We start from the raw sequence: 15,086 nt of genomic DNA on the forward strand, positions 1-15,086 counted from the left end.
CGGCGGCGCTGTCGGTTAGCGTCCGCCGGCGGCATCAATGATGCTGCCGGTAACGTAAGAGGCCGCCTCACTGGCCAGCCAGACGATCGCTTCCGCCACCTCCTCTGCCTGCCCGCCGCGGCCCATCGGGATCACACCGGCAAGGCGATCAACCCGGTCTGCTTCACCCCCGTCGGCATGCATCTCGGTATAAATAAATCCTGGACGAACTCCGTTTACCCGAATCCCCTGCTGCGCGACCTCCAGCGATAACCCTTTGGTCAGCGTATCCATCGCCCCTTTAGAGGCGGCGTAATCGACGTACTCTCCCGGTGCGCCAAGCCGTGCGGCGGCTGACGAGACGTTAACAATCGCGCCGCCCTGACCGCCGTGATGGGTCCCCATGCGTTTTACTGCTTCGCGGCTGCAGAGAAAGGTGCCGATGACGTTGGTGGCAAATACCTTATGCAGGCGTGCCGCATCCAGCTGCTCAACCCGGCACTGCTGGAACAGAATTCCGGCGTTATTGACCAGCAGCGTCAGCGGCGCTGACTGTTGATCGAGCTGCGCAAACATCGCCATCACCTGGGCTTCATCGGCAATATCTGCCTGCAGCGCAAAGGCCTCGCCGCCCTGCTGCTGAATCTCTCTCACCACCTGCTGTGCTTCAGCCTCGCGCTGGCGATAATTGACCGCCACCCGATACCCTCTGGCGGCCAGTAATAACGCCGTGGCGCGTCCGATACCGCGGCTGCCGCCGGTAACCAGTGCTAATTTCATTTTGCCTCCAGATAAAAAAAGGGCCGACGAATCGGCCCTGCTCAGGTTTGATTAGCTGCTATACGGTTGGCGTGCGTTACTGATAGTCGCTCATCGGTACACAGGAGCAGAACAGATTGCGATCGCCAAACACATCATCCAGACGTTTTACCGTCGGCCAGTATTTGTTGTGACTGCCCGCCGGGAATACCGCCAGTTCACGGCTGTAAGGATGCGTCCACTCGCTGACGATTTCCAGCTGGGTATGCGGCGCATTCACCAGCGGGTTATCTTCCAGTGGCCATTCGCCCGCCGCGACCCGGTCGATCTCCATACGAATAGAGAGCATCGCATCAATAAAGCGGTCCAGCTCGATTTTGCTTTCCGATTCGGTCGGCTCCACCATCAGCGTGCCCGCCACCGGGAACGACATGGTTGGCGCATGGAAACCGTAGTCGATCAGGCGTTTGGCAATATCCAGTTCGCTGATGCCGGTCTGCTCTTTCAGTGGCCGGATATCGAGAATACATTCGTGCGCCACCCGACCATCACGGCCGGTGTAGAGCACCGGATAGGCCGACTGTAAACGACTGGCAATATAGTTGGCGTTCAGGATCGCCACTGAGCTGGCCTGCTTCAGCCCTTCTGCTCCCATCATGCGAATATACATCCAGCTGATCGGCAGAATAGAGGCGCTGCCAAACGGGGCCGCGGACACCGCACCCTGCTGGGTTAATACGCCATCGATCTGCACCACGCTATGGCCTGGAACAAACGGTGCCAGATGCGCTTTTACGCCAATCGGCCCCATTCCCGGTCCGCCGCCGCCGTGCGGGATACAGAAGGTTTTATGCAGGTTAAGGTGCGAGACATCCGCGCCAATGTAGCCCGGCGTGGTGATACCGACCTGGGCATTCATGTTTGCGCCGTCGAGGTAAACCTGACCGCCGTACTGATGCACAATCTGGCAGACTTCGCGGATAGTCTCTTCATAAACGCCGTGCGTTGACGGATAGGTCACCATGATGCAGGAGAGTTTGTCGCCCGCCTGTGCCGCTTTCTCACGCAGATCGCCGAGGTCGATGTTGCCCTGCTTGTCACAGGCCACCACCACCACATCCATGCCGGCCATCTGGGCCGACGCCGGATTGGTGCCGTGCGCCGAGCTGGGGATCAGGCAGAGGTGACGGTCGCCCTGATTGCGGCTTTCATGATAACGACGAATTGCCAGCAGACCGGCATATTCGCCCTGTGCGCCGGAGTTCGGCTGCATGCAAAGCGCGTCGTAACCGGTGAGCTGCACCAGCCACTGTGACAGCTGACCGATCATCTGCAGATAACCGCTGGCCTGTTCTGCCGGGCAGAACGGGTGCAGTTCGGCAAATTCCGGCCAGGTAATCGGGATCATTTCTGCCGCAGCATTGAGCTTCATGGTGCAGGAGCCCAGAGGGATCATCGCCTGATTCAGCGCCAGATCCTTTTTCTCCAGGCTGTGCATGTAGCGCATCATCTCTGTTTCGCTATGATGACGGTTGAACACCGGATGGGTCAGAATATCGCTGTGGCGCTGCAAACCGGCGGGAATCGACTGGCTCTCCAGCGCGACTTCGCTGTCGAGCTTATCCAGATCCAGGCCGTGCGCATCGCCCAGCAGAATGGCGAACAGCGCCAGAATATCTTCACGGCGGGTGGTTTCATCCAGCGTGATGCCAACAGCATGGTGAATATCGCTTCGCAGGTTGACGCCAAAGCTCTGGGCGCGGTTCAGCACCGCCGCTTTGTCTGTTACCTCAACCGTCAGCGTATCGAACCAGTGCTGATGACGCAGCGTCAGGCCACCCTGTTTCAGGCCCGCCGCCAGAATGTTGGTAAAACGGTGAATACGTGAGGCAATGCGTTTCAGTCCGGCCGGACCGTGGAATACCGCATACAGGCCGGCGATATTCGCCAGCAGCACCTGTGAGGTGCAGATGTTAGAGTTGGCCTTTTCACGGCGAATATGCTGTTCACGGGTCTGCATCGCCATGCGCAGCGCGCTATTACCGGCGGCATCGCGCGAGACGCCGATGATGCGGCCCGGCATTGAGCGCTTATGCTCATCGCGGCTGGCGAAGAAGGCGGCGTGAGGACCGCCGTACCCCATCGGCACGCCAAAGCGTTGCGCGGAGCCAAAGACAATGTCGGCACCCTGTTTGCCTGGCGCTTCCAGCAGAACCAGCGACATGAAATCTGCTGCGACGCTGACCACCACTTTGCGGGCTTTCAGCGTGGCAATCAGCGCGCTGTAATCGTGCGCTTCACCGGTGGTGCCAACCTGTTGCAGCAGCACGCCAAACAGATCGTCATGATCCTGCGCTTTTTCAGCCCGATCGATAATCAGTTCAAAACCAAAGGTTTCGGCGCGGGTCCGCACCACATCCAGCGTTTGCGGATGAATATCATCGGCAATAAAGAATTTGTTGGCGCTTTTCAGCTTGCTGACGCGTCTGGCCATCGCCATCGCTTCTGCCGCAGCGGTCGCTTCGTCCAGCAGCGAGGCCGAGGCGATATCCATACCGGTCAGATCGAGGGTCACCTGCTGGAAGTTTAATAACGCCTCCAGCCGTCCCTGCGAGACTTCCGGCTGATAGGGAGTATACGCGGTGTACCAGCCTGGATTTTCCAGCATATTGCGCAGGATAACCGGAGGGGTGATCACCGCACTATATCCCATCCCGATCCAGGATTTATAACGCAGATTCTGGCTGGCAATCGCTTTCAGTTCAGCCAGCGCCTGTTGTTCCGTCGCCGCTTCACCTACCGCTGGCGGGCCGGGCAACTGAATGTCGGCCGGGACAATGGTGCCGATTAACGCCTCCAGCGAGGGGGCACCAATCGCCTCAAGCATCATCGCTTGCTGCTCGGGTGAAGGACCGATATGGCGCTCAATGAATGCACCGTTGTGTTCAAGCTGGCTGAGAGTCTGGGTCATTAGCAGTAAATCCTGAATCGGGCTGGGGAACAGAAAGTGCAAACAGAAATCTGCGGCCTCTGCGCGAGGCCGCCTGACGATTACTCGTCGATAGAGGCTTTGTAAGCGTCCGCATCCAGCAACGTGTCAATTTCAGACTCGTCGCTGGCTTTGATTTTGAATAACCAGCCGCCGCCATAAGGTTCGCTGTTGACCTGCTCTGGCGAATCGGACAGAAGCTCGTTGACCGCAACAATCTCACCGCTGATCGGTGCATAGATGTCGGAGGCTGCTTTGACGGATTCGGCGACCGCACACTCTTCACCGGCAGCAAAGGTTGCGCCGACTTCAGGCAGATCGACAAATACCATGTCACCCAGCAATTCCTGCGCGTGTTCAGTGATGCCTACGGTGTAAGAACCATCTTCTTCTTTGCGCACCCACTCGTGGCTGTCGCGGTACTTCAACGTATTCGGCACATTGCTCATTGGCCATTTCTCCTGAATAAAATTTACTGGGCGACCGGTTTACCGGCGCGGACAAAAATCGGTCGGGTAACCTTTACCGGCATCTGGCGGTTACGGATCTCAACGATGGCGGTGTCACCGATACTGGCTGGGACGCGCGCCAGGGCAATGCTGTAACCCAGAGTGGGCGAAAACGAACCGCTGGTGATGATTCCTTCCTGTGGCTGGCCCTGATCGTCGGTAAAGCGCACGGGCAGGCCGTTACGCAGCACGCCTTTTTCGGTCAGGATCAGCCCGACCAGTTTTTCAGTGCCGCGTTCGCGCTGTAACGTCAGCGCTTCACGCCCGATAAAGTCACGGTCGGCCGGTTCCCAGCTCACCGTCCAGCCCATGTTGGCAGCCAGCGGTGAAACGCCTTCGTCCATCTCCTGACCGTACAGGTTCATGCCGGCTTCCAGCCGCAGCGTGTCACGTGCACCGAGACCGGCAGGTTTAACCCCGGCGGCCAGCAGCCGTTGCCAGAAATCGGCCGCCTCTTCTGCCGGTAACGCAATCTCATATCCCGCTTCACCGGTGTAGCCGGTGGTGGCAATAAACAGCGCCTCCGCCTGCACGCCGAAGAACGGCTTCATGCCGGAAACCGCCTGCCGTTGTGCCTCGCTGAACAGCGTCTGCGCTTTTTGCTGGGCCTGCGGCCCCTGCACGGCAATCAGCGCCAGATCGTCACGTTCGGTGAGCGTAATGCCATAGCCCTGCGCATGTTCAGCGATCCAGCCGAGGTCTTTCTCCCGCGTCGCGGAGTTCACCACCAGCCGGAAAAAGTCTTCGCTCATAAAGTAAACAATCAAATCATCAATGACGCCACCCGATGCATTCAGCATGCCGGTATAGAGCGCCTTGCCGGGCTGAGTCAGTTTTGCCACGTCATTTGCCAGCAGGTAGCGCAGGAATTCGCGGGTACGCGGGCCTTCCAGGTCAACAATGGTCATGTGGGAGACATCAAACATGCCGGCGTCATTGCGCACCGCATGATGCTCATCCATCTGGGAGCCATAGTGCAGCGGCATCATCCAGCCATGAAAATCCACCATGCGAGCGCCGCAGGCCTGATGCTGTTCAAACAGAGGTGTTTGCTGAGTCATAACCATCCTGTGCAGAAGCGAGTGAGTACCAAACCGCGCCGCAAACCGTGCCGACGCAAACGTTCTCTTTAAGCTGACGTTACCACCGAACCTGACGATTCACCATAAGCAAACCGGGGTCGAAAGCTGATGCACAGCCTAACCAGGAATAATCACCGGCAGGATAAAAAACTGCGATTTTGTGATTAATCGCGCAATAAATGTAGGGAGGTTAAATATACGCAGCAAATTTATGCGAGAAGCCGTTCAGGATGTTAAAAAAATGCCGTCACCGACAAGTCACCAAATAAGAAAAAGTAATGCGAATTGAGCGGCAAAATTAGAATAAATCAAACGAGGGGCGATAGTGGTGCGGCACTGCCTTGTGATGGTGCAGAGGGGTTTCAGACAGAAAAAAAGCCAGCAAATGCTGGCTCAGAAGCGGGTCAGATCGGGGTTCAGCGTAGCCACGCCGGCAGGTCATTCAGGCCCATCGCCTGCTTCAGCATCCGCGGTTTAACGCCCGGCAGGCTGTCTGCCAGCTTCAGGCCGACATCGCGCAGCAGTTTTTTGGCCGGGTTGTTACCGGCAAACATCTCGCGGAAGCCCTGCATGCCAGCCAGCATCAGCGCGGCGCTGTGCTTGCGGCTGCGTTCGTAGCGGCGCAGATAGAGGTGCTGTCCGATATCTTTACCCTGCTGATGCAGTCGGCGAATCTCACCGATCAGTTCCGCCGCGTCCATAAAGCCCAGGTTTACGCCCTGCCCTGCCAGTGGATGAATGGTGTGGGCCGCATCCCCGACCAGCGCCAGACGATGTGCGGCAAAATTACGCGCATAGCGCGCCGTCAGAGGAAACGATTTACGCTCGCTTTCCAGCTGGCACAGGCCGAGCCGCATATCAAACGCCACCGACAGCTGCTGATTGAATAACGCTTCCGGCATGCTCTCCAGCCGGCTCGCCTCCTGCGGTGACAGCGACCAGACAATCGAACTCAGATGCGGGTCCTGCATCGGCAGGAAAGCCAGAATACCGTCGCCATGGAACACCTGACGCGCTACCGCATCGTGCGGCATCCCGGTGCGGACGTTAGCGACCAGCGCGTGATGATCGTAATCCCAGAAGGTCAGCGGGATATCGGCTTTGTTACGCAGCCAGGAGTTGGCTCCGTCAGCCGCAATCATCAGACGCGCGGTTAACATATTGCCATCCTGCAGGGTAATAAAGGCTTCGTTATCGCCAAACGCCACCTGCTGCAGCTCGGCGGATGCCATCAGCGTCACGTCGCTGCAGGCGCTGGCGCGTTGCCACAGGGCGCGATGAATCACCGGATTTTCGATAATATGGCCCAGGTGAGACAGCCCCTGCTGTCGATCGTCAAAGGCGATACTGCCGAAACTGTCCTTATCCCACACTTCCATACCGTGATACGCACTGGCACGCAGCGAGAGAATGGTCGACCAGACATCCAGCTTCTGTAGCAGACGCTCACTGGCCGCATTGATAGCCGAGACGCGAATCGAGGGTGTATCACTCAGGCTGACTGGCGGCTCGGGAGATTTTTCCAGTACCGCGATGCGCAGTCCGCTGCCCTGCAGGCCACAAGCCACTGCCAGTCCGACCATACCGCCACCGGCAATCACCACATCAAAAGTTTGCATCAAAGCCTCTTTATTAACGCTTAACCCAGCCAAGCGTGCGCTCAGCCAGTTGATTTCGTAGCCACGGCAGATGATCCATCGCCAGCAGACCCAGATTACGCCCGATGACCAACGGCGTATGACGGTTGGCAAAGATACGCACTAAGCCGTCGGTAATACCGATGGTCGCGGCGCGATCCTGCTCACGGCGCTGCTGATAATGTTGCAGTACCGCATAGCTGCCGGGATCCTTTTGCTGTTGATGGGCTGACGCCAGCGTCCCGGCCAGCGACATTACGTCACGCAGGCCAAGGTTAAAGCCCTGTCCGGCAATCGGGTGCAGCGTCTGCGCCGCATTGCCGACCACCGCCACACGATGTGTGACCGGCTGTAGCGACCGGTGCAGCGCCAGCGGGTAATATTCACGCTGGCCGGCATGGGTAAATTTGCCCAGCCGCCAGCCAAACGCCCGCTGCAGTTCACTGAGGAATTCGGCTTCGCTCCAGCGCGTGAGCGCGTCACGCTGTGACAGCGGATGGCACCACACCAGCGACAGGCGATGATCTGACATCGGCAACAGGGCCAGCGGACCGTGCTCGGTGAAGCGTTCAAACGCCTGCCCCTGATGTGGCAACGCCGTAGTGACGTTGGCAATCAACGCCAGCTGCTGATAGTCATCGGTTTGCCACTGAATGCCGCAGGAGGCGGCCAGCGCAGAGCGTGAGCCGTCTGCCGCCACCAGCAGATCGCCATTTAGCTGCTCGCCATTATCAAGCGTTACCGTTACCTGTTGCTCGCTGCGGCTGGCCTGAGTAACGCGAGCCGGACAGCGCAGAGTGACGCCCGGCGCTTTCTTCAGTTCAGTAAACAGACGCTGTCCGACATCAAACAGCTCTACCACCTGCCCCAGCGCCGGAATGTCATAGTCAGCCGCCGCCAGCGAAACAAAGCCCGCATGACCGCGATCGGAAACATGAATCCGGGTAATTGGCGTGGCGCAGCCGGCAATGCGCTGCCACAGGTTGATATCGGCCAGTTGCTGGCAGGTGCCCGCCGCCAGCGCAATGGCGCGACCATCATAGCCGGGGTGTGCCCGGCTGGCGGGTTCGCTGCTTTCAATCAGCGTCACCGGCAACCGGCCCTGGGTCAGATGGGATATTGCCAGCGCCAGCGTCGCGCCGGTCATGCCGCCACCGGCAATCAGAATGCTCATGCTGTTTTTGCCGCCGCCATTAATGCTTCGATCGCTGCGGCATCCTTCACCACGCTGTCGGTAAGATTTTCATTGCCGGTTTCGGTGATCAGAATGTCATCTTCGATACGAATACCAATGCCGCGATATTCTGCCGGTACATCGGCATCCGGGCCGATGTAAAGCCCTGGCTCAATGGTCAGGACCATGCCTGGCTCAAGCACGCGATCGCGGCTGGGCGTGCCATAGTGACCGACATCATGCACATCTAACCCCAGCCAGTGGCTGAGGCCATGCATATAAAACTGGCGATGCGCCTCTTCGGCAATCAGTGTGTCGACCTCACCCTGCAGCACCCCCAGTTCAACCAGTCCGCTGACCATAATCTGCACCACTTCATCATTCACTTCGCGGATGCTGATCCCCGGACGGAACAGGCTGAGCGCGGTATACAACGATGTCAGTACGATGTCATACAGTGCGCGCTGCGGGGCACTGTACTTGCCGTTAACCGGGAAAGTACGGGTAATGTCACCGGCATAGCCGTGGAACTCGCAGCCAGCGTCGATCAGCACCAGGTCGCCGTCGCGCAGTTCGCTTTCATTCTCGGTGTAGTGCAGAATGCAGCCGTTTTCACCGGCGCCAACAATGGTGTTGTAGGCGGGAAAGCGCGCCCCGTGGCGATTAAATTCGTGATGAATTTCGCCTTCGAGCTGATATTCAAACATCCCTGGGCGACAGGCCTGCATCGCACGGGTATGGGCCAGCGCGCTGATTTCGCCAGCGCGGCGTAACAGCGCAATCTCATCGGCATCTTTGAACAGGCGCATCTCATGCACCCACGGGCGCCAGTCGGTCACCGTGGCCGGTGCGCTAAGATTCTGGCGGAAACCGCGGCGCAGTTTATCCAGCGCGTTAAACACCAGCGTGTCAGCTTGCGCATATTCACCCTGCGCGTGGTAAACCACATCCAGACCGTTGAGCAGCAGGTGCAGTTGCTCGCCAATATCGTTCCACGGCAGGGCGCGATCGACACCCAACGTTGCCGGTGCCGCATCCTGACCCAGACGACGTCCGAACCAGACTTCTGCCGTCAGATCGCGTACCCGGTTAAACAGCACGCTATGGTTATGCGTTTCATCACTTTTAATCAGCACCAGCAGCGCCTGCGGCTCGTTGAAGCCGGTGAAATACCAGAAGTCGCTGTTTTGACGGAATGAGTATTCAGTGTCGTTGCTGCGCGTCACTTCAGGCGCGGCAAACAGCAACGCGGCGCTGCCAGGAACCATTTTCGCTAACAGCGCCTGTCGACGCTGCTGGAATCTGTCCAGTGAAATCATCTCTGCACTCCCTGTAATCTGACCTGTTTAAACTGACCAGGTGACCCGTTATCGTAAGCTTAGTGTAGCGTCGGTTTCTGAACTTCTGGCGCGGTCGGCTGTGGACGGGTAAAGGTATCGTGGCACAGCAGCGCTGCAACACGGACATACTCAATCACCTCTTCCAGCGACTGCTCCAGCTCTTCCTGATCTTCATCTTCTTCGTAACCCAACTGGGCGATGGTGCGTAAATCATCAATCGCCTCACCGGTTTCGCCAGTGACTTTATCCAGTTTAGGCTGTGTCACGCCAAGGCCGAGCAGAAAATGATTCACCCAGCCGGCCAGCGCGTCGGCGCGATCGAATACCGTGATGTCATCATCGCTGGGTAACAGCAGCTGAAACAGGAATCCCTCATCTTCCAGGGTGGTGGCGATATTTTCATGCAGTGCCTGTAACGGCATCGACAGGCTTTGTGAAAACGCCATGCCTTCATTGGCCAGATCGTGCACCAGGGTCTTCCAGCTGGGGTCCTGATTGCCGCCGCACAGGATGCCGCTCAGCAAGCCGTGCATTTCTGCGGGGGTCATCCCTACGCCCTGCTGTGAGAGCGCCGCCGCCAGCGCGTTGTAATCGGGGGTTGCGTTCTGTAAGGACATAAGTTTTCATCGTCGTTGGCAGAATAAGTTCGTGTTATGCTACCACTAGCTGCCTCAAGGTTTCCAGAAAAGGGGTTGTAACTTATTTCGCGGGTCTATATAGTTGCCCGCCTCCCAAGCCATTGACTGCTAAGGGAGTTGCGGGCGAAGTAATCAGTCAGGAAGGTGGCATGTCTGCACAACCGGTAGATTTACAAATTTTTGGTCGTTCGTTGAGAGTGAATTGTCCGCCTGAACAGCAAGATGCGCTGAATGCAGCGGCTGAAGATCTCAATCAACGGTTGCAAGATCTAAAAGTTCGCACTAGAGTCACCAATACAGAACAACTGGTGTTCATCGCCGCGTTAAACGTCTGCCACGAGCTGGCGCAAGAGAAAGTGAAAACGCGCGATTATGCTGCTAATATGGAACAGCGTATCCGTATGTTGCAGCAGACGATTGAACAGGCACTGGTTGAGCAAGGTCGCATCTCTGAGCGTGAGGGTGCGAAGTTCGAATAAAACTTCATGGTTGCTATACTCAGGCAACGGTGAGGTAAATTTTCTCTGAGATGTTTGCATGTGGGCCAGTCCCCTGAGCCGATATTTCGAAAAAACAGAATGTGACGCTCTGTAACCTGTGTGCATGCTCGGTTCGTCCGAGAAGCCTGATGGTTACGACGGCATGTTCACCTTGAACCAAGGGTTCAAGGGTTACAGCCTACGGCGGCATCTCGGAGATCTCTCTTCTGTAGTTCCAGCTAAAGTTCCCAGAGTAGTTCCCTGCTCGTCCCCTTGCGGTACCGGTATTTTCCCCGACTGTCATGTTATAGTTGCTTCAACTGCGACTTACCCGGCGGGGAAACCATGTCTGATTCTTCTCAGCTCCAGCTTCAAAGCCAGCGTCAGGCGATTCGCCAGCACGTTCGCCATTTGCGACGCGCCCTGACCGATGAGCAGCAGGAACAGGCGGCAGAGCAACTCGCTGAACATGCCCTCAATTACGCCCCGCTCACCGCCGCACAAAACGTGGCGCTGTTTCTGTCGGTCGATGGCGAACTCAACACCCGACCGCTGATTGCCCGACTATGGCAGCAGAAAAAGCAGGTGTTCCTGCCGGTGTTACATCCCTTCTCGCCCGGCAACCTGCTGTTTCTGCGTTATTCCACCGAAACCCAGTTGATGCGCAATAAGCTGCGCATTCCCGAGCCGCCGCTGGACATCCGGCAGTTGATTACCCTGGATCAGCTTGATGTGATGATGGTGCCGCTGGTGGCTTTCGACCAGTATGGACAGCGGCTGGGGATGGGTGGCGGTTTTTACGATCGCACCCTGCAAAACTGGCGGCAGCACGGTTTCCTGCCGGTGGGCCTGGCGCACGACTGTCAGCGCGTCGATAGCCTGCCGGTGGCCGACTGGGATGTGCCTTTGCCAGCAATAATGACGCCGTCAAAACTCTGGCAGTGGGAGTAGACGAATCGCAGTCACGCGCAGTTTCAGCCGGCCAGACACCCCGAATCAGAATGAATCTGGCAGCCACGAATCAGCTCAACGTGCAGGCACGGTCAGAAGGGGAAAGCGTCCCGCGCAAGGGACTGCGCGGGCCGGGCAGCAGGGATAACGTCTTTGCGACTTTCCGATCTGACCGTGTTTCCTGTGCATGCACGGTTTCACAGCAGATCGGGCCTGACGTTATCAATCATCTGAAGAGAGGTGACTGAGCCCCTCTTCAGGTTGATATTGCTTAGTAAAGCAGACGGGCGCGAATAGTACCCGGAATCGCTTTCATCAGCTGTAACGCTTTATCAGCCAGCTCTGGCTCAGCATCGATATCAATTACCACATAGCCCATAAATGGCGATGTCTGCAGATACTGCGCCGCAATGTTGATGCCCTGCTCAGCAAAAATCTGGTTGATCGCCGTCAGCACGCCAGGACGGTTTTCATGGATGTGCAGCAGACGGCTGGCGCTGACGCCGTGCATCGGCAGTGACACTTCCGGGAAGTTGACCGCTGACAGCGTGGAGCCGTTATCGGAGTATTTCGCCAGCTTACCCGCCACTTCAATCCCGATATTCTCCTGCGCTTCTTCGGTCGATCCGCCAATGTGTGGCGTCAGGATTACGTTATCAAACTCACTGAGCGGTGAGATGAACGGATCGCTGTTAGTCGCTGGCTCAACCGGGAAGACGTCAATAGCTGCGCCGCCAACCTGTTTGCTGGCCAGCGCTTCGCACAGCGCCGGAATATCCACCACCGTACCGCGTGAAGCATTAATCAGCAGTGCGCCAGGCTTCATCTGCGCCAGCTGTTCGGCACCGATCATATTCTGGGTGGAGACCGTTTCCGGCACGTGCAGGCTGACCACATCGCTCATGTTAAGCAGATCGGCCATATGGCGTACCTGAGTCGCATTGCCCAGCGGCAATTTGTTTTCGATATCGTAAAAGAAAACGTGCATACCCAGGCTTTCAGCCAGCACGCCCAACTGCATACCGATATGGCCGTAACCGATGATGCCCAGCTTTTTGCCACGCGCTTCAAATGAGCCTTTGGCGTTCTTGTTCCAGATACCGCGGTGGGCCTTGGCATTTGCTTCCGGAATGCCGCGCAGCATCAGCAGCATTTCGCCAATCACCAGTTCCGCCACCGAGCGGGTGTTGGAGAATGGGGCGTTAAACACCGGGATGCCGCGGCTGGCAGCAGCCTGCAAATCAACCTGGTTAGTCCCGATGCAGAAACAGCCGACCGCGACCAGCTTTTCAGCGGCGGCAAAGATCTCTTCGGTGAGTTGGGAGCGGGAACGGATACCAATAAAGTGCGCATCACGGATCGATGCTTTTAACGCGTCGGCGTCCAGCGCGCCCTTGTGGAATTCGATGTTGGTATAACCTGCAGCCCGCAGGTTTTCCAGCGCGCTCTGATGGACACCTTCCACCAGCAGGAACTTAATCTTGTCTTTTTCCAGTGATACCTTTGCCATTTCCCGACCCTATTCAGAATTCAATGAGGACTGCCATAAGCCAGCCTTCTGTCAAAATATCAAAAAATTCGCGTCCGGCAATACAAACGATTGCCTGCCCGACAGCACGGCAAGGCTCAGCAACAGCACATTGCCGTACAAAATCGTGATGTCTGCGATGAAGGAAGAACGAACCCGCTGTGGATGACGTTAATGTGACATAAGTCACCAAATTTCACCCTGACGAGAAAAGATGTTTTGCGGACAGAAATAACCGGCGTCGCACTGACGCCGGACAGATCATTTTTTGATGGTTTTAACCCCGTCAGGCCCGCCAATCAGTGCGATATCGGCACCTCGTGCGGCAAAAAGACCAACCGTGACCACGCCGGGCAAGGCGTTGATGGTTTTTTCCAGCGCGATCGGATCGAGAATGCGCAGATTATGCACGTCGAGAATAATGTTGCCGTTATCGGTGACCACATTCTGACGGTATTCCGGTAATCCCCCGAGTCTGACCAGCTGACGCGCTACGTAGCTGCGCGCCATCGGGATCACTTCAACCGGCAGCGGAAAGCGTCCCAGCACGTCGACCTCTTTGGAGGCGTCGGCAATGCAGATAAAGGTTTCCGCCACCGCGGCGACGATTTTCTCACGCGTCAGCGCGGCGCCACCGCCTTTGATCATCTGCATCTGCGGGTTAATCTCATCGGCACCGTCGACATAAACCGACAGAACGTCGATCTCGTTCAGATCGAACACCTGAATCCCCAGGCTTTTCAGCTTCTGGGTCGAGGCGTCGGAACTGGAAACCGCGCCCTCAATCTGATGCCTGACGGTCGCGAGCGCATCAATAAAGTGGGCCGCGGTCGATCCGGTGCCAACGCCGACAACCGTCCCAGGCTGCACATAATCGAGTGCAGCCCAGCCTACGGCTTTTTTCAGTTCATCCTGGGTCATGGTATGTTTAAAACCTGTGCGACAACGAAGTGCGCGTAGTATAAAACAAGGCTGACTGAAAATGCTCGGGTGACAGGCGCGGATTTATCGCTTTGGAAGCCAGACCACAAAAAACACCCGGTCGCTCACAGGTGACACTTTTGTGGCATAGTAACGTCCACCCTGAAGGAGAGAGAACAACAATGAAACGCCCGGATTATCGTACGCTTCAGGCGCTGGATTCAGTGATTCGTGAACGCGGTTTTGAACGCGCCGCACAGAAATTATGCATCACGCAGTCGGCGGTTTCACAGCGTATCAAGCAGCTGGAGAATCTGTTTGGACAGCCGCTGCTGGTGCGTACCGTCCCGCCCCGCCCGACCGAACAGGGCCAGAAGCTGCTGGCGCTGCTGCATCAGGTAGAGCTGCTGGAAGAGGAGTGGCTGGGTGATGAAAACAGCGGTACTACGCCGCTGCTGCTGTCGCTGGCGGTCAACGCCGACAGTCTGGCAACCTGGCTGCTGCCTGCGCTGAAAGATGTGCTGGCCGACTCACCGGTCCGGCTGAATTTGCAGGTAGAAGATGAAACCCGTACCCAGGAGCGTTTACGCCGTGGCGAAGTGGTCGGTGCGGTGAGTATTCAGCCACAGCCGTTGCCGAGTTGCCTGGTGGATCAGCTGGGTGCGCTCGACTATCTGTTTGTCGCATCACGTGACTTTGCCGACCGCTTTTTCCCCAACGGCGTCACCCGCTCTGCCCTGCTGAAAGCGCCTGCCGTGGCATTCGACCATCTGGATGATATGCATCAGGCGTTCCTGCAGCAGAACTTCGATCTGTCGCCGGGCAGCGTGCCCTGCCATATCGTTAACTCATCGGAAGCTTTTGTGCAGATGGCGCGACAGGGGTCGACCTGCTGTATGATCCCGCATCTGCAGATTGAGCGTGAGCTGGCGAGCGGTGAGCTTATTGATTTGACGCCCGGCCTCTATCAGCGCCGGATGCTCTACTGGCATCGCTTCGCGCCGGAGAGCCGTCTGATGCGGCGGGTGACCGATGCGCTGATCGCGCATGGCCATCGCGTGCTGCGTCAGGATGACGTCGCCGCGTAACCACAAAAGAAA

The 15,086-nt window shown here is 57.3% G+C and carries 13 protein-coding genes and 1 other RNA gene; 4 read left to right on the top strand and 10 right to left on the bottom strand.

From position 1 onward, the window contains the following. Positions 1-15: 15 nt before the first annotated feature. From AC6I8D_RS16120 to AC6I8D_RS16155, 8 genes are all read right to left on the bottom strand, one after another. A complete protein-coding gene (locus AC6I8D_RS16120; protein WP_312056006.1) occupies positions 16-759 on the bottom strand; it encodes an SDR family oxidoreductase in 744 nt (247 codons plus the stop codon). 76 nt (positions 760-835) lie between these two features. Continuing rightward, positions 836-3,709, bottom strand: a complete 2,874-nt coding sequence (gene gcvP, locus AC6I8D_RS16125; RefSeq protein WP_497820464.1) for an aminomethyl-transferring glycine dehydrogenase — start codon at positions 3,707-3,709, stop codon at positions 836-838. An 80-nt stretch (positions 3,710-3,789) separates the two neighbouring features. Continuing rightward, positions 3,790-4,176, bottom strand: a complete 387-nt coding sequence (gcvH, locus tag AC6I8D_RS16130; protein ID WP_312056004.1) for a glycine cleavage system protein GcvH — start codon at positions 4,174-4,176, stop codon at positions 3,790-3,792. Between the two features lie 23 nt (positions 4,177-4,199). Then, on the bottom strand, positions 4,200-5,297 hold the full coding sequence (gene gcvT / locus AC6I8D_RS16135) for a glycine cleavage system aminomethyltransferase GcvT (protein WP_312056003.1): 1,098 nt from the start codon (positions 5,295-5,297) through the stop codon (positions 4,200-4,202). A 437-nt stretch (positions 5,298-5,734) separates the two neighbouring features. After that, positions 5,735-6,937, bottom strand: a complete 1,203-nt coding sequence (gene ubiI / locus AC6I8D_RS16140) for an FAD-dependent 2-octaprenylphenol hydroxylase (protein ID WP_497820465.1) — start codon at positions 6,935-6,937, stop codon at positions 5,735-5,737. A gap of 13 nt (positions 6,938-6,950) precedes the next feature. Next, positions 6,951-8,129, bottom strand: coding sequence for a 2-octaprenyl-6-methoxyphenyl hydroxylase (ubiH, locus tag AC6I8D_RS16145; protein WP_497820466.1), 1,179 nt, complete (start codon positions 8,127-8,129; stop codon positions 6,951-6,953). After that, positions 8,126-9,448 carry a Xaa-Pro aminopeptidase gene (pepP, locus tag AC6I8D_RS16150; RefSeq protein ID WP_497820467.1) on the bottom strand — a complete coding sequence of 441 codons (1,323 nt, stop codon included), beginning with the start codon at positions 9,446-9,448 and terminating at the stop codon, positions 8,126-8,128. Before pepP ends, ubiH begins: the two co-directional genes overlap by 4 nt. Before the next feature lie 59 nt (positions 9,449-9,507). Then, positions 9,508-10,086: a YecA/YgfB family protein gene (locus AC6I8D_RS16155; RefSeq protein WP_031375757.1), complete on the bottom strand. Its 579-nt coding sequence runs from the start codon at positions 10,084-10,086 to the stop codon at positions 9,508-9,510. 170 nt (positions 10,087-10,256) lie between these two features. On the opposite strand from AC6I8D_RS16155, the gene zapA reads away from it, so the two are divergent. From zapA to AC6I8D_RS16170, 3 genes are all read left to right on the top strand, one after another. Further along, on the top strand, positions 10,257-10,586 hold the full coding sequence (zapA, locus tag AC6I8D_RS16160) for a cell division protein ZapA (RefSeq protein ID WP_031375758.1): 330 nt from the start codon (positions 10,257-10,259) through the stop codon (positions 10,584-10,586). 39 nt (positions 10,587-10,625) lie between these two features. Continuing rightward, positions 10,626-10,809, top strand: a non-coding RNA gene (gene ssrS, locus AC6I8D_RS16165) — 6S RNA. Positions 10,810-10,931: 122 nt separating this feature from the next. Further along, positions 10,932-11,537 carry a 5-formyltetrahydrofolate cyclo-ligase gene (locus tag AC6I8D_RS16170; RefSeq protein WP_497820468.1) on the top strand — a complete coding sequence of 202 codons (606 nt, stop codon included), beginning with the start codon at positions 10,932-10,934 and terminating at the stop codon, positions 11,535-11,537. Between the two features lie 271 nt (positions 11,538-11,808). Here AC6I8D_RS16170 and serA read toward each other — a convergent pair whose 3' ends face one another. Together serA and rpiA are read right to left on the bottom strand one after the other, a co-directional pair. Beyond that, entirely contained in the window at positions 11,809-13,047 is a 1,239-nt protein-coding gene (gene serA, locus AC6I8D_RS16175; RefSeq protein WP_312055998.1) for a phosphoglycerate dehydrogenase, read from the bottom strand. Between the two features lie 279 nt (positions 13,048-13,326). Continuing rightward, positions 13,327-13,986, bottom strand: coding sequence for a ribose-5-phosphate isomerase RpiA (gene rpiA, locus AC6I8D_RS16180; protein ID WP_312758482.1), 660 nt, complete (start codon positions 13,984-13,986; stop codon positions 13,327-13,329). Positions 13,987-14,168: 182 nt separating this feature from the next. On the opposite strand from rpiA, the gene AC6I8D_RS16185 reads away from it, so the two are divergent. Continuing rightward, entirely contained in the window at positions 14,169-15,074 is a 906-nt protein-coding gene (locus tag AC6I8D_RS16185) for a LysR family transcriptional regulator ArgP (protein WP_009087111.1), read from the top strand. The last annotated feature ends 12 nt before the right edge of the window (positions 15,075-15,086 follow it).

It is taken from the genome of Pantoea sp. X-Soil-MYKO-1785 (genome assembly GCF_059730675.1).